This is a genomic window from Variovorax sp. N23 (assembly GCF_025486315.1).
Taxonomy (GTDB): Bacteria; Pseudomonadota; Gammaproteobacteria; order Burkholderiales; family Burkholderiaceae_C; genus Variovorax.
Map to the genome: position 1 here is coordinate 173,724 of NZ_JAOOPY010000009.1, position 25,545 is coordinate 199,268.

20 protein-coding genes, 1 pseudogene and 1 riboswitch are annotated in these 25,545 nt (G+C 68.0%); of the genes and pseudogenes, 5 read left to right on the forward strand and 16 right to left on the reverse strand.

The features are described from left to right. Positions 1-78 precede the first annotated feature (78 nt). The 6 genes from N8A90_RS15685 to N8A90_RS15710 form a co-directional block, all read right to left on the reverse strand. A complete protein-coding gene (locus tag N8A90_RS15685; protein ID WP_262075883.1) occupies positions 79-2,004 on the reverse strand; it encodes an ABC transporter permease in 1,926 nt (641 codons plus the stop codon). A gap of 21 nt (positions 2,005-2,025) precedes the next feature. Continuing rightward, complete coding sequence (locus N8A90_RS15690) at positions 2,026-3,237, reverse strand: ABC transporter substrate-binding protein (protein WP_262075885.1); 1,212 nt, start codon at positions 3,235-3,237, stop codon at positions 2,026-2,028. Positions 3,238-3,300: 63 nt separating this feature from the next. Beyond that, a complete protein-coding gene (locus N8A90_RS15695) occupies positions 3,301-3,885 on the reverse strand; it encodes an amino acid synthesis family protein (RefSeq protein WP_262075886.1) in 585 nt (194 codons plus the stop codon). 23 nt (positions 3,886-3,908) lie between these two features. After that, complete coding sequence (locus tag N8A90_RS15700; protein ID WP_262075887.1) at positions 3,909-4,550, reverse strand: amino acid synthesis family protein; 642 nt, start codon at positions 4,548-4,550, stop codon at positions 3,909-3,911. A 20-nt stretch (positions 4,551-4,570) separates the two neighbouring features. Then, complete coding sequence (locus tag N8A90_RS15705) at positions 4,571-5,470, reverse strand: UPF0280 family protein (RefSeq protein WP_262075888.1); 900 nt, start codon at positions 5,468-5,470, stop codon at positions 4,571-4,573. Between the two features lie 3 nt (positions 5,471-5,473). Then, positions 5,474-7,096 carry a 6-hydroxynicotinate reductase gene (locus N8A90_RS15710; RefSeq protein WP_262075889.1) on the reverse strand — a complete coding sequence of 541 codons (1,623 nt, stop codon included), beginning with the start codon at positions 7,094-7,096 and terminating at the stop codon, positions 5,474-5,476. Positions 7,097-7,402: 306 nt separating this feature from the next. Here N8A90_RS15710 and N8A90_RS15715 point away from each other — a divergent pair, with 306 nt between their 5' ends. The 3 genes from N8A90_RS15715 to N8A90_RS15725 all read left to right on the forward strand — a co-directional run bounded on the left by N8A90_RS15715 (position 7,403) and on the right by N8A90_RS15725 (position 10,180). Next, positions 7,403-8,176 (forward strand): ferredoxin--NADP reductase, encoded by a 774-nt coding sequence (locus N8A90_RS15715; RefSeq protein ID WP_262075890.1) that lies wholly within the window; start codon positions 7,403-7,405, stop codon positions 8,174-8,176. Positions 8,177-8,291: 115 nt separating this feature from the next. Then, positions 8,292-9,047 carry a TetR family transcriptional regulator gene (locus N8A90_RS15720; RefSeq protein WP_262075891.1) on the forward strand — a complete coding sequence of 252 codons (756 nt, stop codon included), beginning with the start codon at positions 8,292-8,294 and terminating at the stop codon, positions 9,045-9,047. Further along, on the forward strand, positions 8,993-10,180 hold the full coding sequence (locus N8A90_RS15725; RefSeq protein ID WP_262075892.1) for an amidohydrolase family protein: 1,188 nt from the start codon (positions 8,993-8,995) through the stop codon (positions 10,178-10,180). Before N8A90_RS15720 ends, N8A90_RS15725 begins: the two co-directional genes overlap by 55 nt. Positions 10,181-10,188: 8 nt before the next feature. Here N8A90_RS15725 and N8A90_RS15730 read toward each other — a convergent pair whose 3' ends face one another. Further along, complete coding sequence (locus N8A90_RS15730; protein ID WP_262075893.1) at positions 10,189-10,854, reverse strand: hypothetical protein; 666 nt, start codon at positions 10,852-10,854, stop codon at positions 10,189-10,191. A 156-nt stretch (positions 10,855-11,010) separates the two neighbouring features. Further along, a pseudogene (locus N8A90_RS25500) lies at positions 11,011-11,100 on the reverse strand (zinc-ribbon domain-containing protein); the annotation flags it as partial. A 164-nt stretch (positions 11,101-11,264) separates the two neighbouring features. Here N8A90_RS25500 and N8A90_RS15735 point away from each other — a divergent pair. Then, positions 11,265-12,599 (forward strand): hypothetical protein, encoded by a 1,335-nt coding sequence (locus N8A90_RS15735; RefSeq protein ID WP_262075894.1) that lies wholly within the window; start codon positions 11,265-11,267, stop codon positions 12,597-12,599. Positions 12,600-12,787: 188 nt separating this feature from the next. Here N8A90_RS15735 and metH read toward each other — a convergent pair whose 3' ends face one another. The 3 genes from metH to N8A90_RS15750 form a co-directional block, all read right to left on the reverse strand. Continuing rightward, on the reverse strand, positions 12,788-15,502 hold the full coding sequence (gene metH, locus N8A90_RS15740; RefSeq protein ID WP_410087691.1) for a methionine synthase: 2,715 nt from the start codon (positions 15,500-15,502) through the stop codon (positions 12,788-12,790). 64 nt (positions 15,503-15,566) lie between these two features. Continuing rightward, positions 15,567-15,634: riboswitch (S-adenosyl-L-homocysteine riboswitch) on the reverse strand. A 495-nt stretch (positions 15,635-16,129) separates the two neighbouring features. Next, positions 16,130-18,352, reverse strand: coding sequence for an ATP-dependent DNA helicase DinG (dinG, locus tag N8A90_RS15745; protein ID WP_262075896.1), 2,223 nt, complete (start codon positions 18,350-18,352; stop codon positions 16,130-16,132). A gap of 37 nt (positions 18,353-18,389) precedes the next feature. After that, positions 18,390-18,827 carry a PACE efflux transporter gene (locus N8A90_RS15750; protein ID WP_262075897.1) on the reverse strand — a complete coding sequence of 146 codons (438 nt, stop codon included), beginning with the start codon at positions 18,825-18,827 and terminating at the stop codon, positions 18,390-18,392. A gap of 98 nt (positions 18,828-18,925) precedes the next feature. Between N8A90_RS15750 and N8A90_RS15755 the strand changes: the two genes are divergently transcribed. Then, positions 18,926-19,828, forward strand: coding sequence for a LysR family transcriptional regulator (locus tag N8A90_RS15755; RefSeq protein WP_262075898.1), 903 nt, complete (start codon positions 18,926-18,928; stop codon positions 19,826-19,828). A gap of 18 nt (positions 19,829-19,846) precedes the next feature. Here the strand turns inward: N8A90_RS15755 and N8A90_RS15760 are convergent, their stop codons facing one another. The 5 genes from N8A90_RS15760 to N8A90_RS15780 all read right to left on the reverse strand — a co-directional run bounded on the left by N8A90_RS15760 (position 19,847) and on the right by N8A90_RS15780 (position 25,452). Next, positions 19,847-20,659, reverse strand: coding sequence for an SH3 domain-containing protein (locus N8A90_RS15760; RefSeq protein ID WP_262075899.1), 813 nt, complete (start codon positions 20,657-20,659; stop codon positions 19,847-19,849). Positions 20,660-20,757: 98 nt separating this feature from the next. Continuing rightward, the gene (locus N8A90_RS15765; RefSeq protein ID WP_262075900.1) at positions 20,758-21,804 is read right to left on the reverse strand and encodes a homocysteine S-methyltransferase family protein; all 1,047 of its coding nucleotides are present in this window, start codon (positions 21,802-21,804) and stop codon (positions 20,758-20,760) included. Positions 21,805-21,873: 69 nt separating this feature from the next. Beyond that, positions 21,874-23,265 (reverse strand): FAD-binding oxidoreductase, encoded by a 1,392-nt coding sequence (locus tag N8A90_RS15770; RefSeq protein WP_262075901.1) that lies wholly within the window; start codon positions 23,263-23,265, stop codon positions 21,874-21,876. Beyond that, positions 23,258-24,076, reverse strand: coding sequence for an N-formylglutamate deformylase (hutG, locus tag N8A90_RS15775; RefSeq protein WP_262075902.1), 819 nt, complete (start codon positions 24,074-24,076; stop codon positions 23,258-23,260). Before hutG ends, N8A90_RS15770 begins: the two co-directional genes overlap by 8 nt. Beyond that, complete coding sequence (locus tag N8A90_RS15780) at positions 24,073-25,452, reverse strand: formimidoylglutamate deiminase (protein WP_262075903.1); 1,380 nt, start codon at positions 25,450-25,452, stop codon at positions 24,073-24,075. The genes hutG and N8A90_RS15780 overlap by 4 nt, the downstream gene beginning before the upstream one ends. Positions 25,453-25,545: the final 93 nt, after the last annotated feature.

Consider the following 25,545-nt stretch of genomic DNA (forward strand, 5'->3'; position numbering starts at 1 on the left):
GTGGGGAACGGTGGGCGCGAGACGGATATGCAACGGCACCCGGCGCGGCGATGCAGCAGAAGAAAAGCCCCCTAGCCTTCATGCCTTCGCCTCCCCGAGCGCCGTCGCATCCTTCTTTTTCGAGCTGCCGCGCCAGCGGTCGACCATCAGCTTGATCGAGCCCGCGATGCCCTGCGGGAACAGCAGCACCAGCAGCAGGATGATGGCGCCGAGCATCGCGCGCCAATAGTCGGTGTTGCGCGCCACGGTGTCGTGCAGCCAGGTGAAGGTCACCGCGCCGACCACCGGGCCGGCCAGCGTCTGGATGCCGCCGAGCAGCACCATCACCAGGCCGTCGACCGACTTGCCGACCGCCAGCGTCTCGGGCGAGATGCTGCCCTTCGAGAACGCGAAGAGCGAGCCCGCGAGGCCCGCCATGGTGCCGGCCACCACGAAGGCGGCCCACTGCATGCGCTTGACGTCGATGCCGATGGCGTCGGCGCGCAGCACCGAGTCGCGGCCCGCGCGCAGCGCATAACCGAAGGGCGAGAACAACACGCGGCGCAGCCACCACACGCCCAGACCGACCAGCAACAGCGTGACCCAGTAATAGGCGCGCTTGTCCGACAGCCATTCGGACGGCCACACGCCGGTCAGCCCGTTGCTGCCGCCGGTGAAGCTGTCCCACTGGTAGGTGACGGCCCAGGTGATCTGCGCGAAGGCGAGCGTGAGCATCGCCAGGTACACACCCGACAGCCGCACCGCGAACCAGCCGTAGACGAAGGCGCCGAGGGCGGCGACGACCGGCGCGACGATCAGCGCCAGCTCCATCGGCAGGCCCATGGCGCGCACCAGCAGCGCAGCGCCGTAGGCCCCCAGGCCGAAGTACGCCGCGTGGCCGAAGGAATGCATGCCGGCCGGACCCATGATGAAGTGCAGGCTGGCGGCGAACAGCGCCGCGATCAGCAGGTCGATCAGCAGCACGATGGTGTACGGCGCATCGGCCGTGAGGATGGGCATGGCGGCCAGCACCAGCGCGAAGGCCGCGGTGCCGACGACGTAGGCGCGGCTCGGCAGGCGCAGCGGCTCTTCCTGCATGCCGACATAGCGGCTCGGCGCCTGCGCGCGGCCCATCAAGCCCCAGGGTCGCCACACCAGCACGACCGCCATCACGAGGAAGTCGACCACCAGCGTGAGTTTGGAAAAGGAGATCGGGATGCCGAACACGTCGACCACGCCGAGCCAGATGCAGATCGCCTTGATCTCGGCGATGAGCAGCGCGGCCACGTAGGCGCCGGGCAGCGAGCCCATGCCGCCGACCACCACCACCACGAAGGCGGCGCCGATGGTGTTGAGGTCCATCTCGAGCGTCGCGGGTTCGCGCGGCAGCTGCAGCGCGCCGCCCAGGCCGGCCAGCAGCGCGCCCAGCGCGAACACGGCGGTGAAGAGCCAGGCCTGGTTCACGCCCAGCGCGCTGACCATCTCGCGGTCCTGCGTGGCGGCGCGCACCAGCGTGCCGAAGCGGGTGCGGGTGAGCAGCAGCCACACCAGGCCGAGCACGACCGGCCCGACCACGATCAGGAACAGGTCATAGGACGGAAACTGCCGGCCGAGGATCTCGACCGAGCCCTTGAGGCCGGGCGCGCGCGGCCCCAGCAGCTCGTCGGGCCCCCAGAGCCACAGCACCGCGTCCTTGATGACGAGCACCAGCGCGAAGGTGGCCAGCAGTTGAAAGAGTTCGGGCGCCTTGTAGATGCGGCGCAGCAGCACCACTTCGATCAGCGCGCCGAGGAGGCCCACCGCCACGGCGGCGAGCAGCAGGGCCGGCCAGAAGCCCAGGCTGCCGCCCAGCTTCTCGACCAGCGTGTAGGCGATGTAGATGCCCACCATGAAGAACGAGCCATGCGCGAAGTTCACGATACGGGTCACGCCGAAGATCAGCGACAGACCTGCCGCCACCAGAAACAGCGACGACGCGCTCGCCAGCCCGTTGAGCAGCTGGACGATGAAACCTGAAAAGCTCATGGATCGTTCTGCCTTGCTCGATCAGTCTGCCGAACGCGACTTCTTCACGTCGGCGGCGGACGGCTGGTACTTGGCGTCGGCGCCGTCCAGGTAGACGTAGTCGACCATCACGCCCTTGCCGCCCTCGTTCTTGGTGCGGCCCACGAAGGCGCCCATGGTCGACTGGTGGTCTTCGGGCCGGTAGGTGATCTTGCCCAGCGGCGTGTCGACCTGCAGGCCCTTGAAGGCGGCGACCAGCTTCTCGGTGTCGGTGCTCTTGGCCTTGGCGATGCCGGCGGCGGCCGACTTGATCATGCTGTAGCCGACGATCGAGCCGAGGCGCGGGTAGTCGTTGAACTTCGCTTCATACGCCTTCTTGAAGGCCTCGTGCGCCGGCGTCTTGATGCCGTACCAGGGGTAGCCGGTCACGATCCAGCCGTTGGGCGCCTCGTCCTTCAGCGGGTCCAGGTACTCGGGTTCGCCGGTCAGCACGCTCACCACTTCACGGCCCTTGAACAGGCCGCGCGTGTTGCCTTCGCGCACGAACTTCGAGAGGTCGGCGCCGAAGAGCACGTTGAAGATCGCGTCGGGCTTGGCATCGGCCAGCGCCTGCGCCACGCTGCCGGCGTCGACCTTGCCCAGCGGCGTGGCCTGCTCGGCGACGAACTCGACGTCGGGCTGCGCGGCCTTGAGCAGCGTCTTGAACGCGGCGACGGCCGACTGGCCGTATTCGTAGTTGGGGTACACGACGGCCCAGCGCTTCTTCTTCAGCTTCACGGCTTCGGGCACCAGCATCGCGGCCTGCATGTAGGTGCCGGGACGCAGGCGGAAGGTGTACTGGTTGCCGCCCTGCCAGGTCATCTTGTCGGTCAGCGGTTCGCCGCCGAGGAAGAAGAACTTCTTCTGCTTGGCGAAGTCGGTCAGGGCCAGGCCGGTGTTCGACAGGAAGGTGCCCGCCAGCATGTCGACCTTCTCGCGCGAGACGAGCTCTTCGGCCACCCGCACGGCGTCGCCGGGGTTGGCGTTGTCGTCGCGGCTGATGACTTCGATCTTCTTGCCGTTCACGCCGCCCGCGGCGTTGATCTCTTCGACCGCCAGGTCCATGCCCTTCTTGTAGGGCTCGAGGAAGGCAGGCTGCGCCTTGTAGCTGTTGATCTCGCCGATCTTGATCACGCCCTGCGCATGCGCGGGAACGAGAGCGGTGGCGAGCGTGGCGACGGCGGCCGCGCTGAAGACATGACGCAATGGGTTCATGGGGAAACTCCTGGAGAGGTCGAACAGAGAAAACACAACGGGGCAGGCTCGGTGACGGTGTGGTCAGCGCAGACCGTCTTCACCTTTGATTTCGGAATGCTGGAGGCCGCCGATGCGCGGCAGCGGACGGCCGCTGTCGGTCACGGCGACGGCCACGACGATCTCGTTGGCGCGCGGCGCGTCGGACACGCGGGCCTCGATGGCGTCGAAATGGCTGCGCACGAAGGCGGCGTCCTTGTGGCCCAGCGGCACGTCGATGGCGGTGCCCAGCGTGCCGCGCTTCTTGGCCGAGGGCACCAGCGCGGCGCCCTTCTCGACCGCCACGCGCAACGGTGCACCCAGCTTCGGATGCAGGATGGCGGCGGCGTGCTCGAGCTCGCCGGCCTCGCCGACGATGGCGGCCTTGCCGTAGCTCTGCGCATCGCCCGGCGCGATGCCCAATGCCGCGACGGCCTTCTGGCCCAGCAGTGCGCCCAGCTCCTCGCCGATGGCGATGAGTTCGTCGAGCGATTCGCTGTAGCGGCCGGCGTACGGGTTCTCGATGACGGCGATGGCCACGGCACGGCGCGTGGGCGGCGTGATGTCCTGGCCCATTTCCTTGCGGGTCTCGTCGACCTGCACGATCAACTTGCGGATGTTGGCACTCATGGTGTGTTCCTTTGTCTCGGGATTCAGCGCAGGCCGTCCCACTTGCTGATGTTCTCTGCGCGCAGGCCGCCCACGCGGTCATGGATGCGGTAGCCGGTGCTCATCGCGAGGATGAAGACGATCTCGTCGGCCGCCGGCGCGCCGGGCACGCGCACTTCGATGGCGTCGAACTGGCCGCGCACGTAGCTGGCGTTGATGTTGGTCAGCGGCACGTCGAGCGTGACGCCGGGCGGGCCGACCTTCTTGGTCGAGGGCACGATGGACAGCGCGTTGGCCGGCTGGCCCGTCTTCTCTTCGGCCTTGCCGGCGGTGTAGGCGGCACGGTCGCCCTTCCAGCCGAGCAGCTCGCGCATGGCATAGCCGCCGGGCACATGCCACAGCGCGCCGTGCTCCAGCTCGCCGGCGGCACCGACGATGGCGCCCTTGCCGTAGGTGGCGATCTGCTCGAGCGGCACATCCATGGCGGCGTGCAGCTTGTGCGCCATGTCGACGCCCACCGGGTCGAGCAAGGCCATCATGGGCAGGATGTCGGGCTCGTAGCGGCCCGCGAAAGGGTTGGTCATCACCACGCCGATGGCGCCACGCACCAACGGCGTTGCGGCGCGGGGGCCGAACTCGTGGTGGATGTGCTCGACATGGGTGAAGACGCGGCGGATATCGATCATGGAATGAAGCTCGCCATTCGTTAAGCAAATACTGAACCAACTGCATCGCGCGGCGTCGCCGCGGTGATGGAGCATAAGGGTTCGACAAGACGCCACTGCCCCTGGCAAACCAGCATCGCGGCCCAGGCGTTTCCGCCGTTCTGCAGGCTGCGCGCGCGGGCCGCGCCCGCATCGAGTGCACGGCGCACCGTCGCGGGCGCCAGCGGCGGCACATCGACCGTCACCGGGATGTCGCCGAGGTCGCTGTCGTCCTTGCACTGGCTGGCCGGCAGCCGGCGGATCGTCGGGTCGTCGACATTGACGGCGTTGGCGATGACGGTGGCCGCCGCATCGGCCTGCGCGGCCGTGGCGGCGAGCACCGTCACGCTGTCGGCGATGCCGAGCGAGAAGCTGCGGCCGCGCCAGCCGCTGGTGGCGACGCCGCGCACCGGCTCGGCCGCATCGACGACGAACTGGCCGTCGATCGCGAGCGGGCCGGCATCGGCGAGGTCGAACTGCGCGATGTCGGCGAACAGGCCGACACGCGCCGAGCGCCCGGCCGCCAGGTGCAGCGCGATGTCGCCGCCGTTGTTGACCCAGGCGCGCTCGATGCCGGGGCGGCGGTAGCAGGCGATGATCTCGTCGGCCACCGACCCGGCCACCGCCGCCATCGGCGTGATGAAGGCCGGGCGGAACGGCGCGCAGGCGTGCCACATGCGGCGCGCGATCGGGCCTTGCAGCGCGCAGTGCGCGCCCACCGGCTGCCGCAGCAGCGGCAGCTCGCCCACCAGCTCGGCGAGCAGCGGCTCGAAGCGCGCCCACGCCGCCCCATGCGCCGACGCCACGGCCGCGGCATCGCCCTCGGCCTCGATCACCAGATCGATCGGGCCGTGGTGCAGATGCCAACGCTGGGCGTCGAGCTGATGGCGTTCGGCGTGCAAGGGTCAGCCCAGCATCGGCGGCTGGCCGAGCGGCCAGGGGTTGGCGTCGTCGATGCGCACCCACTGGCGCGTGACGGGCGCGCCGTCGTCCTGCCAGGCACCGCGCGCCAGCGCTTCCTGCAACGGGAACACATGGTCGACGTGGCCGCCGAGCGCGGCGTAGTCATCGAGCCGCATGCTGAATTCGATGGGTGCCACGATGGCCGGCGTGGGCACGGTGCCGAAGCTGTTGTCGGGCATGCGCATGACGTCGACCATCACGGTGATGCCGCCACCCGGCCACACGTAGGCCGGCGCACCACCGCAAGTGACGTTGACCAGCGCGCGCTTGATGGCACGGGTGAGCAGCACCGGGTTCTCGGTGACACCCGCGCGCAGGCTGCCGCCGGCGCCGCCGAGGAAGAGCACGGTGCACAGCGACGGTTCGCAGTTCTCGCCGATGCGATCGACGATGCGGCGCACTTCCGGCGGCATCGGCTGCTCGACCGGCACCAGCGCCTCGTCGAGCACGTACCACTGCGCATGCTCGCCGGTGGTGGACGTCATCAGCAGCCGGAGCCCCGGCTTGGCCACGCCTTCTTCCCAGCCCTCGATGATCGAGAGCGGATCGGCGATGTCGGTGCCGCCCCAGCCGTTGCCGGGGTTGGCCACCTGAAAGTAGCGCCCTGGCGTCGACTTGCGACCGAGCATCTTGATGCCCGATTCGGGCATGTCGAGACAGCGCCCCGCCTGGTGCTGCGTGAGCACGCCGGTGATGTGGTCGTCGACCACCACCACCTCGTCGGCCACGCCGGCGAACTGGCGCGCGAAGATGCCCACCGCCGCCGAGCCGCAACCCACGCGCATGCGCGCCTCCTCCACGCCGTTGACGATGGGCGCGCGGCCCGCCTGGATGACCAGGCTGGCGCCGCCGTCGATGGTGCATTCGGCCGGCTGCTTATTGCCGAGCTTCTGCATCAGCTCCAGCGCCATGCGGCCCTCCTTCTTGCTGCCGCCGGTCAGGTGGTGCACGCCGCCGAGCGACAGCATCTGCGACCCGTACTCGGCCGTGGTGACGTGGCCGACCACCTCGCCCTTGTAGCGGACGTTGGCCTGTTCGGCGCCGAGGAAGCGGTCGGTGTCGATCTTCACCTTCAGGCTGCAGTAGCTGAAGATGCCTTCGGTGACCACGGTGACCATGTCGACGCCCTGCGCCTTCGACGCGACGATGAAGGGCGCGGGCTTGTAGTCGGGGTAGGTGGTGGAGGAACCGACGCCGGTGACGAAGACCTCGTCGGCGTGCAGCAGGTCGCCGTTCCAGTCGGTTTCAGCGGCCTGGGCACCTTCGGCGGCCGGCTCGGCGCCGTCGCGGGCAAAGGGGACGAGCGCGGGCGATGGATTCTTGAGTTCGCGGCGCAGCAGCACCACCGGGTCGACCCGCACCAGCACGCCGTCGCGATTGGCGTAGCGGTCGCAGGCGCCGGTGCGGCCGTCGGAGATCTGGCAGAGCACCGGGCAGGCATTGCACTCGACCTTGGCCGCGCTCATGCGGTCGTTGCGCAGCGGGGCCTTGCCGAGGCCGGCGGATTCGGGGACCACCGGCAGGTCCATGCCCGGCAATCCATCGGTCTTCGTGTGTTCAGTCATCGTGGCGTTCTCTCAGAAAGCGTGCAGCCGACACGTGCAACAAACATGCCGGTTCCACGCTTGTGCGTAATTTGTCATTTGTGTAGCATCCACTCCACGTTCATGTGGTGTTCACTACATCAATGAGCCGGAATCTACCGATCCGGCCCGATGTTTGCATGAGTGTTTTCCAGGGCTCACCGGCATGGTGCATACGGTGAACGACAATTGGGCAGCCTCAGCCGGCGTCTGCTTGTTAAGGCCGCCAGCCCCCGTTTTCAAGCTTTTGTCGCCCGCCATTTCGTCCACTTTCCATCGAGTCATTTCATGAGTGCATTCAGCGAAGAACGCGTCCTCTCGGTTCACCACTGGACCGACCGCCTGTTCACCTTCACCACCACGCGCGACCCGGCACTGCGCTTCTCGAACGGCCACTTCACCATGATCGGCCTCAAGGTGAACGGCAAGCCGCTGCTGCGCGCCTACAGCATCGTCAGCCCGAACTACGAGGAGCATCTCGAGTTCCTCAGCATCAAGGTGGAAGACGGCCCGTTGACCTCGCGCCTGCAGCACATCCAGGTCGGCGACACCATCATCGTGGGTCGCAAGCCCACCGGCACGCTGCTGATCGACTACACGCTGCCGGGCAAGCGCCTGTACCTGTTCGGCACGGGCACCGGCCTCGCACCGTTCATGAGCATCATCCGCGACCCGGAGACCTACGAGAAGTTCGAGAAGGTCATTCTGGTGCACGGCGTGCGCCAGGTCGACGAACTGGCCTACCACGACCTGGTGACCGACCTCTTGCCCGAACATGAATTCCTGGGCGAGATGATCCAGAAGCAGTTGCTCTACTACCCGACGGTCACCCGCGAGGAGTTCCGCAACCGGGGCCGCATCACCGAGCTGGTGGAGAGCAACAAGCTCACCGACGACCTGGGCCTGCCGCCCATCAACGCCGCCGAAGACCGCGTGATGCTGTGCGGCAGCCCCGGCATGCTGGTCGACCTGAAGCACATGCTCGAAGCGCGCGGCTTCAAGGAAGGCAACACGAGCACCCCTGGCGACTTCGTCGTCGAACGCGCTTTCGCTGAGAAATGACCCCCCCCGTGCCGCTGCGCGGCTCCCCCCCGGGGGGGCACATCCTGCGGTCTGGCAAAGCCAGTCCCGCGGATGTCGCTGGCATGGTCCGAGCACGCCTACACTGCGCCAACGCATGACCACCCGCAAGCCTGCTGCCAAGCCCCAGCGCAAGACGGGGGTGCGCGAGGCTGCGGCGCAGGCCACGCGCGATGCGATCCTGAAGGCGGCCACCAAGGTGTTCGCCAAGTACGGCTACGACGGCGGCAGCGTCGAGAAGATCTCCAGGGCCGCGAAGTCGTACGACCGGATGATCTACTACTACTTCGGCAGCAAGGAAGGCCTGTTCATCGCGGTGCTCGAGGGCATCTACCAGCGCATGGACGATGCCGAAGCGGCGCTCGACCTCGACACCACGCGCCCGGTCGACGCGCTGACCGACGTGATCCGCTTCGTGCTCGGCTACTACCGCAGGAACCCCGAGTTCGTGACGCTGCTGAACACCGAGAACCTGCACAAGGGCCGGCACATCTCGAAGTCGCTGCGGGCACGCGAATACTCGTCGCGCGCGGTCGCGATCATTGCCGAGATTCTCCAGAGCGGTGCGGCGCAGGGCCTGTTCCGCACCGACCTGGTGGCGCGCGACGTCTACCTGCTGATCGCGGCCACCGGTTACTTCTACACCGCCAACCGCCACACGCTCACCGCCTTCCTCGGCGAGCCGCTGGAGTTGCCGGCGGCGGTCACGCACTGGGAAGACTTCGTGATCGAAACGCTGCTGCGCACGGTGCGCGCCGACGAAAACCCAGAACTCTCACTTCCCCACGAGGACATCAAATGGCAGAAATCGCAACCGGCGGCAAGTCGGGCAAGGTCGTCATCCAGAACATAGGGCTGCTGCTCTCGGGCGACATCGACCGCCCCATTCTCGACGCCGACACCATCGTGGTCGTCGACGGCCTCATCACCGCGGTCGGCAAGTACAAGGACTGCGACGTCGAGGGCGCCAAGACCGTCATCGACTGCCGGAAGACCACGGTTGCACCCGGGCTGATCGACAGCCATGTGCACCCGGTCTTCGGCGACTGGACGCCGCGCCAGAGCCAGCTCGGCTGGATCGATTCGTCGATGAACGGCGGCGTGACCACCATGATCTCGGCCGGCGAGGTGCACCTGCCCGGCCGGCCCAAGGACATCGTCGGCCTGAAGGCGCTGGCCATCACCGCGCAGCGCGCCTACGACAACTTCCGCCCCAGCGGCGTGAAGGTGCTGGCCGGTGCGCCGGTGATCGAGAAGGGCATGGTCGAGAGCGACTTCAAGGAACTCGCCGAGGCCGGCGTGGGACTGCTCGGCGAAGTGGGCCTGGGCACGGTAAAGGCGGGCTACGAAGCCAAGGAGATGGTGGCGTGGGCGCGCAAGTACGGCATCCAGAGCACCATCCACACCGGCGGTCCTTCGGTGCCGGGCTCGGGCTACATCGACAAGGACGTGGTGCTCGAGGCCGACGCCGACGTCATCGGCCACATCAACGGCGGCCACACCTCGCTGCCCGAGGCGCATGTCTGCGAGCTGTGCGAGAAGTCGTCGCGCGCGATCGAGATCGTGCACAACGGCAACGAGAAGACGGCCATCGCCGCGGCCCGTGCCGCGATCGAACTGAAGTGCCCGCACCGCGTGATCCTGGGCACCGACGGCCCGGCCGGCTCGGGCGTGCAGCCGCTGGGCATCCTGCGCATGGTGTCGTTCATCACGGCCTTCGCGCAGATCCCGGCCGAGCAGGTGTTCTGCTTCGCGACCGGCAACACGGCGCGCATCCGCAACCTCAATTGCGGCCTGATCGAAGTGGGCCGCGATGCCGACTTCGTCTTCATGGACCGCGCGCAGCATTCGCCGGCCGCCGGCCTGCTCGAGAGCGTCGCGCTCGGCGACCTCCCGGGCGTGGGCATGGTGATGATCGACGGCATCGTGCGCGCCGGCCGCAGCCGCAACACGCCGCCGGCGACGGAAGTGCCGGTCGTTCTCTGAAGCGTCGGCTATCGGCCGGCCGCGTTCGGCGTCGAGTAGTCGTAGCGCGGGCCCGGCCCGGCGGTGACCGGCGGGCCGAGGTCCTGCTGGCCCGTGGTGGCCACGCTGCCGACGGGCTGCGCTGGGGATGTCATCGGAAGCGGCTCACGCGGGCCGGGGCCTGACACGACCGGCGGACCGGCATCCTGGTAGTTCGGCGCCGACGTCATGGCCGGCGGGCGCGAGGGTTCGACCCAGCCGCCGAAATCGGCGGGACGCACCTCGGAAGGCGGCGGCCGCACGCGTTCTCTTGTCGCCGCCTGGCGTTGCGGCGCCTGTCGCTCGCGCGCTTCGGCGGCGGGGCGTTGCGCTGCGGGCGGTACGGTCGATGCTGGGCGAGGCGCGCGCGCTGTCGGGGTGGCTGATCGCGGCGGTGCGTCGGTCGCTGCAGCGGTGCTGGGCGATGGCGCAGCGGTTGCAGGCCTATTGCTCGGCGCCACGCTCGAACTGGCCGGGGCAGGCGATGCCGCCACCGGCGGCGTCTCCGCACCGACCTGCGCCGCAGGGAGTTGCGTCGGCACCTTGCTGCCCGTGAGCATGTACAGGCTCCAGGCGATGAAGCCGATCATCACGGCCAGCCCGGCCATGCCGAACTTGAACCAGAAGCTGCTGTTGCTGGCCTCAGGCAGCGGCATCGGACGGGAGTGCACCGTTCGCGGCGCGTCGAAGCGGCTGTCGCCATGGGCCGCACCCACACCTGCGGCCGCGAGCGGCACCGGAGCCGTCGCTGGCGGCAGCGGTGCACGCGTGGGGGCCCGCGTCGACCCGATCGACGGCTCCGCGCCGAGCCGCGCGGCACACGCTTCGCAGAAGCGAGCGTCCGCACGGTTGCGTTGGCCGCACTCAGGGCAGGCAGTCGTCAATGACTTGGGTTGGGGCATAGCGCTTCACTGTGCATGAAAGTGAAGCCTTGGGTTGTCGGTGAGCGCCGGGAGCGCGTTTCGACATGTGACCGGCACCCGCGCATGCGCCGTGGCTCCGACGTTCACGGCCTGCTCAACGCCACCAAGTATGCTCACAGCACGACCATCGACACGGAGCCAGGATGCAAACGATTGCCTCATATCTGCTGAATACCCCTGAACTGACCCCTGACCAGATCGCTCAAAGATTGCCCGCACTGGACGGGCTTTTTGAAAGATGGCTTGTGAAGAAGGGGGCTGATGCTCCGCTAGAAAAGGAAGGGTTCTTCAAGTCCAAGACCCAGCGGGACGATGCGGGCCTATACCGAATCGACAAACACGCAAACGAGAAAGATGCCGTTACGGAATACAAGCTGGAGGAGAAATCTCGGGCTGGGCTGAACTTCACAACGCACCTTGCCGTACTCACTACTACCGACCGATTGACGCTGTACGCCAACCTGACTGTATCCAATCCCGAAGACTCTGTCGCCCAAATTTTCACCGATGCAAAGTGCCCGGAAGTCATCCGAGATGCAATCAATCTTTTCGACGATTGGCGCTATTTCGACAACCCGTTGTCGACGTCAGTCACGCGGGTGAACGATAGAGAAGGGGCGCAAGCCCTCGCGACGCGACTCAGGGGCGGCAGTTCGCGAAAGCTGCCGGTGGTGGTTGTTTCTGAAGTCGATGGCGAAGAAGTTTGGCCCGGAATTGCAGACCAGATCGCTCATGATCTTTCCGGCGCGGCGGAAATCTACCGAATTAACGAAGAGGCTTCGGGCGACTTCACAAGTGCTGTAGGCAAAATTGATTCCTGCTATCTCGGCGCAATTCGGATCTATTGGCCAATCCGCGGCAGCGAAAACTTTCCTCGCTCGACTGTTTGGACTGCGTCACGCCTTCTGCCAGAAGACGCATCGAAGGACTACGAATACTCATCGCGCTTTCGCTCGCAGCTGAGGAATCGTGTCCTTGCAGCGATGTCGATATCCATCCAGGAGCCACAACAGATCGACGCCATTAAAAAAGACGAGATCAGAGGAAGGATCAAGAAGCTCGAAGCGCGCGCGGTCGACTACGAGGCAGCACTTAACCTTATCGACCAACTGCAAGCAACCAACGAAGCGCTCAGGATAGAGCTGGATGAGATCAAGAGAAGGCGAGCCTCGCTTGAGTACCAGCTCCAATATGCCACCGAAGCAAGTGTCGTCAACCCACAGGCGGCACCCGCCTCAAACGATGAATCTAGCCCGCCGCAGCCCGGCGAGGTGCGGTTCTATAAAAAGATCAACGAAGCTGGCGACCACGACAAGTTCAAAATAGTCAATGACTGCAATCACAATAAGTGGCAAAGCTCGAAACCTGCTGACAAGGCGAGGAAGGGCGTAATAAGGCATGAAGGCAGAGACGATTGGAAGTCGATGCAGCACTGCGCTAAGTGCACCGGTCCTGGCATGTGGCGGGTCCAGTGGTAGTCGACTAAAAGGGCCGGTTAGTTCGGATGGATGGTGATGCCACGCAACCTGCATAGAGATAGCACTCCGACGCACAACCACGGTGGCTAAAAATCTGGTAGTTGTGTCATGAGTCGGAATCTGGCCTGGAAGTACTTTGCTGCGCTCGGTCTGTTCACAGCTATAACGCCTGCCGGAACGCGGCAGATTTAAAGATTCGGCGCCAGCAGCCGCTCAAGTTCCGCCTCGTTCACCGCGCGCCGCCGGGCATGGTCAACCAACTGGTCGTGCCCGATCTTGCCGACGTTGAAGTACGTCGACGCCGGATGGCTCAGGTGGAAGCCGCTCACGCTGGCCGCCGGCGTCATGGCCAGGCTCTCGGTCAGCGTCATGCCGATGTCGGCGCACTGCATCACCTCGAACATCTCGCGCTTCACGCTGTGGTCGGGGCAGGCCGGGTAGCCGGGCGCGGGGCGGATGCCGCGGTACTTCTCGGCAATCATGTCTTCGTTGCTCAAGGCTTCGTCCGCGGCGTAGCCCCACAGGTCGGTGCGCACGCGGTGGTGCAGCGATTCAGCGAAGGCCTCGGCCAGCCGGTCGGCCAGCGCCTTGAACATGATGGCCGAGTAGTCGTCGAGGTCGTCGATGAAGAACTTCTCGCGCTTCTCGACGCCGAGCCCGGCCGTGACCGCGAACATGCCGACGTAATCCTTCAGGCCACTGTCCTTGGGTGCGACGAAGTCGGCCAGGCAGCGGCTCGGGCGCATCACGCCGTCGATCGCCTGCTTCTCCGTCTGCTGGCGCATGCCGTACCAGGTCATCGCGACTTCGCTGCGCGTCTCGTCGGTGTAAAGCTCGATGTCGTCATCGTTCACGGTGTTCGCGGGCCAGAAGCCCACGATGCCGCTCGCGCTGAGCCAGCGTCCTTCGATCAGGCGCTTCAACATGCGCTGGCCGTCGGCATACACGCGTACCGCTTCGGTGCCCACGACCTCGTCCTTCAGGATCGCGGGGAACGGCCCGGCCAGGTCCCAGGTCTGGAAGAACGGCCCCCAGTCGATGTACTTCGCGAGCTCGGTCAGGTCGAAGTTCTTGAACACGCGGCGGCCGATGAACTTCGGCACCGGCGGCGTGTAGCCCGTCCAGTCGATCGGCGTCTTGTTGGCGCGCGCCTTGGCGAGCGGCCACAGCGGCACCTGCTTCTTGTTGGCGTGCTGCAGGCGCACCTTGTCGTAGTCGGCATTGAGTTCGTCGATGTACTTGGTCGCTTGGTCGCTCAACAGCGACTGCGCCACGCTCACGCTGCGCGACGCGTCGGGCACATAGACGACCGGGCCTTCGTAATGCGGCGCGATCTTCACGGCCGTGTGCACGCGGCTGGTGGTGGCGCCGCCGATCATCAGCGGGATCTTCTTGATGCGGAAATGGTCGTCGCGCTGCATCTCGCCAGCCACGTACTGCATCTCTTCCAGGCTGGGAGTGATCAGGCCGCTGAGGCCCACGATGTCCGCGCCTTCGACCTTGGCGCGCGCCAAAATTTCGTGGCACGGCACCATCACGCCCATGTTCACCACTTCGAAGTTGTTGCACTGGAGCACGACGGTGACGATGTTCTTGCCGATGTCGTGCACGTCGCCCTTCACGGTGGCGATGATGATCTTGCCCTTGGTGCGCACGTCACGCCCGGCGGCCTCGTCGCGCAGCTTCTCTTCCTCGATGTAGGGCAGCAGGTGCGCCACGGCCTGCTTCATCACGCGGGCCGACTTGACCACCTGCGGCAGGAACATCTTGCCGGCGCCGAACAGGTCGCCGACCACGTTCATGCCGTCCATCAGCGGGCCTTCGATGACGTGCAGCGGACGACCGCCCTTGGCGAGGATGCCTTGGTAGGCCTCTTCGGTGTCCTCGACGATGAACTCGGTGATGCCGTGCACCAGCGCGTGGCTGAGCCGGTCGCCGACGCTCACCGGCGCCTCGGGCGTGCCGCGCCAGTCGTTGCGCTTGCTCTCGTCCTTGGCGCCGCTCTTCGCGGTCTCGGCCACTTCGACCAGGCGCTCGCCGGCATCGGGGCGACGGTTGAGCACCACGTCTTCGACGCGCTCGCGCAGCACCGGCTCGAGGTCGTCGTACACGCCCACCATGCCGGCGTTGACGATGCCCATGTCCATGCCGGCCTTGATCGCGTGGTACAGGAACACGGTGTGGATGGCTTCGCGCACCGGGTCGTTGCCGCGGAAGCTGAAGCTCACGTTCGACACGCCGCCCGACACCTTGGCGCCCGGCAGGTTCTGCTTGATCCAGCGCGTCGCCTCGATGAAGTCGACCGCGTAGTTGTTGTGTTCCTCGATGCCGGTGGCGACCGCAAAGATGTTCGGGTCGAAGATGATGTCCTCGGCCGGGAAGCCGATTTCGTCGACCAGGATGCGGTAAGCGCGCTGGCAGATCTCGACCTTGCGTTCGTAGGTGTCGGCCTGGCCCTTTTCGTCGAAGGCCATCACCACCGCGGCAGCACCGTAGCGGCGCAGCAGCTTGGCATGGTGGCGGAAGGGGTCCTCGCCTTCCTTCATGCTGATCGAGTTGACGATGCCTTTGCCCTGGATACAGCGCAGGCCGGCCTCGATGACCTCCCACTTCGAGCTGTCGACCATGATCGGCACGCGCGCGATGTCGGGTTCCGACGCGATCAGGTTCAGGAAGCGGACCATCGCGGCCTTGCTGTCGAGCATGGCCTCGTCCATGTTGATGTCGATCACCTGCGCGCCGTTCTCGACCTGCTGCCGCGCGACCGCCAGCGCCTCCTCGAACTGGCCGTTCAGGATCATCCGCGCGAAGGCCTTGGAGCCGGTGACGTTGGTGCGCTCGCCGATGTTGACGAACAGCGTGCCGTCGCCGATGCGCACGGGCTCGAGCCCCGACAGCTTCATCGGGGGGACGGACGTGACGGCAGGGGAAGAAGTTTCGGACATGGGCTCACCTGGATTCGCGAGGGTCAGGTGAGCGTCGTTGCGGGAAGGGGCCCGAGCCTGGCGGGGGTGCCGCTGCAACGCTCCTCGGGGTCGTCGATTTTAGTTGCCTTTGATTGGAGTGATGGTTGTCGAGGGGCTTCGGTGTGGTGTGGGGGCGTCGGCGGGCGGTATGCCTTTGGGCGGCAGACGTCTCCGGCCCTTCGGGCTTCGCTGCTGCTCCTCGCGTCAGGCGGGGTCCGCGCAAACTCGCTGCGCTCAAACACGCGCGGCCCTGATCCGCCTGCCCCTGCGGTGCTCGCCGGAGCCTCAACAGCCGCCCAAAGACATACCACCCACCGACGTGGACGCGGCCGTTGTGCATCTTCCTCCAGCGAGCGCAATCGTCGCGCACCCCAAGCCCGGCAGGCGGTGCGGGTCGGGCGATCCCCTGTGCGTCGCTGAGGAGCGCAGCCTTTCGCGGATCAGGGCTCGCCCTTGTTTGAGCGCAGCGAGTTTGGGCGGGACCCCGCGAAAGGCGAACACCGCAAGGCAGCCCGAAGGGCCGGCGCACCGGGGTCGATCGGCCCGCACCGCCTGCCGGGCGCTCTATGCCGAGACAACATCCCCCACCCGCACCATAGAAAAAGCAAACGGCGGCAACCCCTTCAACAACCGCTGCCCATACGAAGTCCGCACCAGCCGCCGGTCGTAGCAATACACGGAAGCCCGGTCCTCCTCACTTCGAATGGCCCGCCCCACCCACTGCGCCAGTCGAATGGCCGTCGCCGGCACCACCAACTCGGTGAACGGGTCACGCCCCACCGTGCGCAGCCACTCGGCCCGCGCCTCGCCCACAGGATCGTCCGGCGGTGCGAAGGGCAGCTTGGCGATGAAGACCGATTCGCACAGCTTGCCCGGCAGGTCGAGCCCCTCGCCGAACGATTGCATGCCGAAAATGATCGACGGCAGCCCCTCGGCCACGCGATGGCGGTGGGTGGCGAGCAGTTGCTGGCGCGGCATGGCGGTCTGCAGCAGCACGCGCGGCTTGAGCGCGGCGGGCAGCGCCTCGACGGCCTGGCGCAGCTGGTCGCGCGAGGTGAACAGCACCAGCGCGCCGTGCCGCACCTCCGCCAGGTCGCGCACCAGCGACTGGACCATCTCGGCGACGTAGCCGGCCGCATCGCGCGGGTCGGCCCGGGTCTCGACGGCGATCAGCCGGCCCTGGGCGGCGTAGTCGAAGGGGCTGGGCACTTCCAGTGTCGTGGCGGCCTCGTCGCCATGCAGACCCGACTCGCGCAGGAAAAAGTCGAAGTGGCCGCAGCTCGTCAGCGTGGCGGATGTCAGCACCGCGCCGCGCACTTTGTTCCACAGGTGGTGGCGCAGCGTCGCGCCGGGCAGCAGCGGGCTGGCGTGCGCCTGCAGCGTGGCCTGGTCGCCGTCGACCTGCAGCGTGAACCACTTGGCCGCCGGCACCGCGTCGGGCGCGGCCTCGCGCAACAGCAGCTGGGCGGTGTCGAGCGTCTGCTCCAGCCGCGGGGCCAGCGCGCCGAGCTGGGCGTACAGGGTCGACAGCTTGCGGGCCATCGCGGGCTGCTCGCGCATCTCGGTGCGCAGGGCGCTGGCGATCACGCGCAGGGCATCGAGAAAGCCCGACGCGTGGTGCGCGACCCGGCCCAGCGGGCCCTGCAGCGCCTCGGGCAAGGCGCCCAGCGGCAGGCGCGCACGCGCGGGGCCGCGGCCGGGCAGGCCCGCCGGGCCGGCGAGGTCGGACTTCAGGCCGTCGCCGTGCAGGTCCATCACCAGGCGCTCGGTCTCCTGCAGCGCCTGGCGCATCTGGGCCGCGTGCATCGGCACGTCGGCCACCTCGGTCACCTCGAAGCGCACGCCCACGCGCACCGCGCGCTGCGCCAGGCGCTCGACCCAGCCGTGGCGGCCCAGGTCCATGCGGCAACCGAACTGCGCGAGCGCGGTGGCCGGCAGGTGGTGCGCTTCGTCGAGCACCAGCAGGCAGTTGTCCAGCTCGGGCAGCTGGCGGTTGCCGATGGAGGCCAGCAGCAGATCGTGGTTGACCACCACCACCTGCGCGCCGACCAGCGTCTTGCGCCGCTCGTAGTAGACGCACTGGTTGAACGACGGGCAGTGCTTGCCGGTGCACGACGCGGCGTCGGCCGCCATCGGCAGCCAGGCGTCGGCGGCCGGCGGGGTGTCGAGGGTGTCGCGGTCGCCATCCCAGGCGCCGGCCGCCAGTGTCTGGGCGATGCCCGTGTAGAACTGGAGGCGAGCCTCCACTTCGTGCGCAGGCCGCGTGGGGCGGGCGGTGGCGGCCGCGTCGTCGTCAGCAAAGAGATCGTCTTCGACCTCGTCCTCCTCGTCGTCGTGCTCGGCCATCATCCCGGTCAGCCGCTCCAGCTTCAGATGGCAGACGTAGCGCCCGCGGCCTTTCGCCAAGGCGAAGCGGAAGGGTTCCGGCATCAGCTTGGCGAGCGCCGGCAGGTCCTTGTGGACCAGTTGTTCCTGCAGCGCCACGGTGGCGGTGGAGATCACGACGCGGGTGTTGCGTGCCAGCGCGAGTGCGATGGCGGGGGCGCAGTAGGCGAGCGACTTGCCGACGCCGGTGCCAGCCTGGATCACCGCGATGGCGCGCACCGGCGGGTCGGCCAGGCCGTCGCCGTCATCGCCGTCGGTCTTGCCAAGGGTGGCCGCTGCCAGCGTGTCGGCCACCTGCTCGGCCATGCGCCGCTGGCCGTCGCGGCTGCGGAAACCGGCGCTGGCCTGGACCACCCCGTCGAACACCTGCAGGGCGGACGCGGCCCATTCCAAAGAAGACATGCGCCGAGTGTTGCACGGCCGCCGGCCGTGCTGGGCGTCAGGCGGGCTGGGCGATGCCGGTCGCGGAGGCCGGCAGGCCGAAGACGGCGTCGAAGGCCCAGTTGAAGACGAAGGTGTAGACGAGGAAGAACACCACGAGGCCCAGATCCATCACCAGCGCGTCCCACAGGCTCACGCCCAGCCACCAGGCGAAGGTCGGCACCAGAAAGGCGACGAGGCCGCCCTCGAACCCGATGGCGTGCGCGATACGGCGCCACACGCTGCGCCCGCGCACCGCCTGGCGCGACTCCCAACGCTCGAAGAGCCAGTTGAAGCTCAAATTCCACAACACGGCGATCACGGACGCGATGGCCGCCAGGACGCCCGAGTGCCCCAGCCCCTGGCCCGACATCCATGCCAGCCCCACGCTCGCTGCGACGATGGCGATGCCTTCGTAGAGCGTGATGTAGACGACACGGCGCTTGAGCCCTTGCATGGAAATCCCCGGAAGACAGTGAACAGACGGTGGACTTTATGTGCTGATGACTGATATAAAAAGTCATCTTCTTTCAATTAATCTGACAGATCGGGCGCATGGCCTTCTCCACCGACAACCTGCAGGTCTTCCTCGCCGTGCTCGACCACGGCTCGTTTTCCGCGGCGGCGCGCTCGCTAGGGCGCGTGCCGTCCGCCGTGAGCATGGCGATCGCCGGACTGGAGGCCGAGCTCGACCTGCCGCTGTTCGACCGCAGCGGGCGCGAACCGAAGCCGACCGCCGCCGCCCGCTCGCTGGAGCCGCAGGCGCGCCTGCTGGCCGCGCAGTTCAAGCAGCTCGAAGTGCAGGCGCTGGCCCTCACGCAAGGCCTGGAGAACCGGCTGACGCTGGCCATCGCGCCCGAGCTGCTGGCGGCGCCGTGGAGCGGCGCCCTCGCAGCGCTGGCGGCCGAATACCCGCTGCTCGAAGTAGAGGTGCTCGCAGCGCCGCAGGCCGACGCGCTGGCGCTGCTACATGCCGGGCGCGCGCAGTTGGCGCTGGTGTTCGAGCGGCCGAGCCTCGACGGCCGCGAGGGTTTTCAGGAAGTCGCGAGCGATACCATGGTCGCGGTGATGGCCCCGGCCCACCCCGTGCTGGCCGCCGCCGGCGGACGCCTGCGCGAGGAACATCTGCACAACACGCGGCAGATCGTGGTGGCCGGGCGCGACCTGACGACCAGCGACCCGCGCTTCGTCTTCGGCCGGCACGTCTGGCGCACCGACAACGCGCTGGCCGCGCTGAGCCTGATCACCGCCGGCCTCGGCTGGGGCTGGCTGCCGCGCGCCTTCGCCAAGCCGCACGTGGCGGCCGGCGCGCTGCTGGAGATCCCGTTCGAGAACCTGAGCAACGGGCTCGACCTGTGGGTCGACGTGGTGTGGTCGCGCGAGCGGCCGCTGGGGTTGGGGGCGCAGCGCTTCGTGGCGCTGATTGCGAGGGACAAGTCAGCCCCAAGCACGGCCTGAGAGGCTGAGCCGCGGCGGCTATTCCTTTTGCCGGCCGTCCGGCGTGAAGCCCCTGCGCACGTTCTCGCGCTGGGCGCGCTCCACCTGACGCGCCGGATCCTGACGCTGCTGCTGGACGTCGGGGCGGCTCTGCGGCTGCGGACGGTAGCCAGGCTGTGGCTGCGCCTGCTGCCGCTGTCGTTGCTGCTGCGCCTGCTGCTGTTGGCGTTGTCGTTCCAACTGCTGCCTCTGTTGATCCTGCTGTTGACGCTGCTGTTCGACCCGCTGTTGCTGACGCATGCGCTCATCGTCGCGCCGCCCGTCACGATCATCGCGACGGTCTCGATCCGGACGGAAGTCGTTGCCTGCATTCGGCCGGTACGGATTCGGCCGCCATTCGGCGCGCGGCGGCGCCGGACGCTGCCAGCCCTCTTCACGCCGCGGGGGCGGCCGGTTGCCCCAATACCGGCGGTCGTCGTAGAACGAGCGGTCACGGTAGTTGTTGCCCCAGTAGCTGCCGATCGCGAAGGTCACGAGCGGAATGCCAATGGCCGCGCCGTAGGTGGCGATCGGCACGCGCCGCTGCTCGTAGGCGTAGTCGACGCTCTGCGCGTAGACCCAGCCGCGCAGGCCGTCGGGCATCACGACGTCGCACCAGCTGTAGCCGCTGGTGCAGCCGAGCACTTCGAAGGGCTGGCCGGCGCCGATCGTCGCGATCAGCGGGTAGTTGCCCGCGGGGCCGGCCCGCAGATTCACGGTGTTGCGCGCGAAGGCCTGTTGGGCCGAGGCCGCGACGGGTAGGGCGAGCGCCAAGACCCCGACGGCGAGCCAGCGTTGAGCGATCCTGTTCATGTTGTCATCCGGTTGCTTGGTGGTCCCACGGTGGCCGGCTTCGGCGGCCTTGTCAATCAGCCACCGCCCCGCGCCACTTGCCCAGGACAGGGTCGCGCTCAGGCCGCTTCGCTGTAGAACGCCGTGCCCTGCAGTGTGCGCCCCGCCAGCGGCGTGACGCTGCGGCCGATGGCGGCGATGTGGTCGGGCGTGGTGCCGCAGCAGCCGCCCACGATGTTCACCAGCCCGTCGGCCGCGAACTCGTGCAGCAGACGCGCGGTCACGTCGGGCGTCTCGTCGAAGCCGGTGTCGCTCATCGGGTTGGGCAGGCCGGCGTTGGGGTAGCAGCTGATGAAGGTGTCTTCCGCGACACGCGCCAGTTCCTGGATGTAGGGCCGCATCAGCGCCGCACCCAGCGCGCAGTTCAGGCCGATGGCCAGCGGCTGCGCGTGGCGCACGCTGTGCCAGAAGGCGGTCACGGTCTGGCCGCTCAGGATGCGGCCGGAGGCATCGGTCACGGTGCCGCTGATGATGAGCGGCAGGCGCTCGCCCGAGTTCTCGAAGTACTCGTCGACGGCGAACAGCGCCGCCTTGGCGTTGAGCGTGTCGAAGATGGTCTCGACCAGGATCACGTCGGCACCGCCCTCGACCAGCGCCTCGGTCTGCTCGTAGTACGCCGCGCGCAGCGTCTCGAAGTCGACGTTGCGGGCGCCGGGGTCGTTCACGTCGGGGCTGATGCTCGCCGTCTTGGGCGTCGGGCCCAGGGCGCCGGCGACGAAGCGGGGCTTGTCCGGGGTGCTGTACTTGTCGCAGGCGGCACGGGCGAGCTTGGCCGATTCGACGTTCATCTCGCGCGCCAGATGCGCCATCTGGTAGTCCTCCTGCGCGACGGTGGTGGCGCCAAAGGTGTTGGTCTCGATCAGGTCGGCGCCGGCTGCGAGATAGGCCTCGTGGATGTCGCGGATCACGTCGGGCCGCGTGAGCGACAGCAGCTCGTTGTTGCCCTTCACGTCGCGCTCGAAGTCCTTGAAGCGCTCGCCGCGGTACTGTTCTTCCGTGAGCTTGAAGCGCTGGATCATCGTGCCCATGGCGCCGTCGAGCACGGCGATGCGTTGGGCGAGGATGCCAGGCAGGGCCTGGCCGCGGGTGTAGACGATGGGCTTCATAGCCCACGATTGTAGGAAGCGTCCAAAGGACCTGCCGTGGTGGGTGATCGGTGCCCACGCTGCACATCCTCAGACGCGATCGAAGAGCTTCCCGGGGTTCATGAGCTGGTGCGGGTCCAACGCCTGCTTGATGGCGCGCATCGCGGCCAGTTCGGCCGGCGTGCGGCTGGCGCCGAGCCAGGGCTTCTTGTGCGTGCCGATGCCGTGCTCGGCCGACACGCTGCCGCCGAACGCGGCGACCTGGTCGTACACCAGCTGCTCGACGCCATGCTCGTCGCCGCCGACCGTGCCGGCGTCCACGGAGAGGTGCAGGTTGCTGTCCCCCACGTGGCCGAAGAAGACGGCGATGTTGCCGGGCCAGCGCGCGTCGAGCGCGGCGCGGCAGGTGTCGGCGAAGCGGCCGATGTCGGCCATCGGCAGGCTCACGTCGAAGTTGATCGGCGGGTGCATGTGGGCCGGCAGTTCGGCCGTGGCCTCGCGGATCTTCCACAGCGCACGGGCCTGGGCCTGCGACTGCGCGATGACGGCGTCGAGCGCCTCGCCGGCTGCCATCGATTCACCGAGCAGTTCCTCGATCGCCGTGCGCAGTTCGTCTTCGTCGCGGCCCGTGACGTCGACCAGCGCCGCGAACGGGTGCGGCGCGTCGAAGGGTTCGCGCAGCGACTGCCATTGCAGCGACGCGGCGACGAAGTCGCGCCACATCAGTTCGAAGGCCGCCACCGCGCCGGGGAAGCGCGCCTGCAGCCGGCCGAGCAGTGCCAGCGACTGCTCGAAGCTGACGACCGCGACCAGCACGGTCGCCTTCGCGCGCGGTGCCGGGCGCAGGCGCAGCACGGCCCGCGTGATCACGCCGAGCGTTCCCTCGGCGCCGATGAAGAGCTGCTTCAGGTCGTAGCCGGTGTTGTTCTTGATCATCGGGCGCAGCATGGGCAGCACCGTGCCGTCGGCCAGCACCACCTCGAGCCCGAGCGCCTGCTCGCGCATCATCCCGAACTGCAGAACGCCGTTGCCGCCGGCGTTGGTCGCGAGGTTGCCGCCGATCTGGCACGAGCCGCGCGCGCCGAGGTCCACGCCGAACTGCAGGCCCTGCTCGGCCGCGGCTTCCTGCACGGCCTGCAGCGTGACGCCGGCCTGCACGGTGATGGTCGAGGCCGCCACGTCGAGCGACTCGATGGCGTTCATGCGATCGAGCGACAGCGCGATCGCACCGGCGACCGGCACCGCCCCGCCGGCCATGCCGGTGAGGCCGCCCTGCGGCACCACGGACACGCGGAATTCGCTACAGACGCGCAGCACGGCCGCGACCGCGTCGGTGCTGCGCGGGCGCACCAGCGCGATCGGCTGCACCGGCGTGACGCCGCTCCAGTCGGTGCGATGGCGTAGCGGCACGGCGTCGCCGGTCTGCACGGCGTCGGCGCCGGCCGCGGCGATCAGTGCATCGATGAAGGCCGCATCAGCCACGCTTGGCCTCGACGAACGCGAGCACGGCCTCGATCATCCGCCGCACATGCGGCTGCACGCCGGCCGCGACCTCGGGCAGGTAGTCGAAGGGCAGCGCCTCCTGCATGTAGCTCGACTGCGTCATCTCCAGCTGCACCGCCTGCACGTTCTGCGCGGGTTGCCCGTAGTGGCGCGTGATGTAGCCGCCGGTGAAACGGCCGTTGAGCACGCCGGTGTAGCCGGTCGCGTTTTCGGCGATGCCGCGCAGCGTCTCCGCCAGCGCCGGGTCGCAGCTCGCGCCCTTGGCGGTGCCGAGGTTCAGGTCGGGCAGCTTGCCGTCGAAGAAGCGCGGCAGCACGGAACGGATCGAATGCGCGTCCCACAGCGCGGCGATGCCGTGCTGCGCCTGGATGCGCGCGAGTTCTTCGGCGAGCTTCGCGTGGTAGGGCTGCCAGATGGCGTCGCGGCGCGCGGCGATCTCGTCGTCGTCGGGCACGTCGCCGGCCTCGTAGATCGGCGTGTTGTCGAAAGTGTCGACGGGGCACAGGCCGGTGACGCTCTGGCCCGGGTAGAGGCTGGCGCCATCCGGCGGGCGGTTGAGGTCGATCACATAGCGCGAGTGCGTGGCGACCAGCACCGACGCGCCGAGTTCGTCGGCGAAGTCGTAGAGGCGTTCAAGGTGCCAGTCGGTGTCGGGGACCTGGCGCGCCTCCGCGGTGAAGCGCGCGGCCAGCGCGGGCGGCACATGCGTGCCGACGTGCGGCATGGAGATCAGCAGGGGCCGCGTGCCCTGGCGGAAGCGGAAGGGGGGTTCGGTGGTTTGAAAGGTCATGGGGAATCCTGAAGCAGTTGGCGGCGCGCGGCGACGAAGCCGGCCGACGCGCTGTCGTGAAGCGGATGGCGGCCGGCCTGCACGCGGGGTTGGCCTGCCACCCACACGGCATCGATCGCGCTGGTGCGGTGGCTGGCGAAGACGTGCGACGACAGCATGTCGGGCACGTCGAGGCCGGCGAGCGCGGGGTGCGTGGCGTCGAGCACGGTGAAGTCGGCCTGCTGCCCGACGGCAAGGCCGCCGACGGCACGGCCGGACGCCTGCGCCCCGCCCTGCGCCGCCGCCAGCGTCATCGCGCTCGCGACGTTCGGTTGCGATGCATCAGCCGCCACGTTGCGCTGGCGCGTGGCGAGGCGCTGGCTGTACTCGAGCATCAGCAGCTCCTCGGCGGCGTTCACGCAGATGTGGCTGTCGGAACCGATGCCCCACACGCCGCCGGCCGCGCGCCAGGCGGGCAGGTCGAAGATGCCGTCGCCGAGGTTCGCTTCGGTGGTCGGGCACAGGCCCGCGACCGCGCCGCTCACGGCCGCGCGGCGGTACTCGTCGGCATCCATGTGCGTCGCATGCACCAGGCACCAGCGCGCATCGACGGGGGCGTGGTCGATCAGCCAGGCGACGGGGCGCTGGCCGCTCCAGGCCACGCAGTCGTCGACCTCCTGCGTCTGCTCGGCGATGTGGATGTGCACCGGTGCGGTCGGGTCGATGGCGTCGAGTCCGGCCAGTGCGTCGCGCAGCGCATCGGGCGGCACCGCGCGCAGGGAGTGCGGCGCGAGGCCGAGGCGTGCGCCCTGCGCATCGCACAGTGGCTTGAGTCTCTCGAGCAGACGCAGCATCGATTCGGTCGAGCGGATGAAACGGCGCTGCCCGTCGCTCGGCGGCTTGGCGCCGAAGCCGCTCGTCTGGTACAGCACCGGCAGCAGCGTGAGGCCGATGCCCGCACGCTGCGCCGCGCGCATCAGCGCATGCGCCAGCTCGGCATCGTCGGCATACGGCCGGCCGTCGCCCTGGTGATGCACGTAATGGAATTCGCACACCGACGTATAGCCCGCTTCCAGCATCTCGACATAGAGGCCCAACGCGATGGCTTCGAGCTGCGCGGGGTCGAGCCGCAGCGCGAAGCGGTACATCAGCGTGCGCCAGCTCCAGAAGCTGTCGCTGGCCTCGCCGCGGTACTCGGTGAGCCCGGCGATGGCGCGCTGGAAGGCGTGGGAGTGGAGGTTGGGCGTGCCGGGAATGACGGGGCCTTGTATCGCTGCCGATGCAGTCGTGTTCGGTTCGACGTGGGTCAGTTGACCGTTGTCGTTCCATTCGAGGCGGACGTTCTTGTGCCAGCCTGTGGGGAGCAAGGCGTGGCTTGCGACGGTGCTTGCTGTCATGCGCCGATTGTTCTGTGCGTGGGGCGTCGGCGGGCGGTAGGGCTGTGGGCGGCAGACGACTGCGGTCCTTCGGACTTCGCTGCTGCTCCTCGC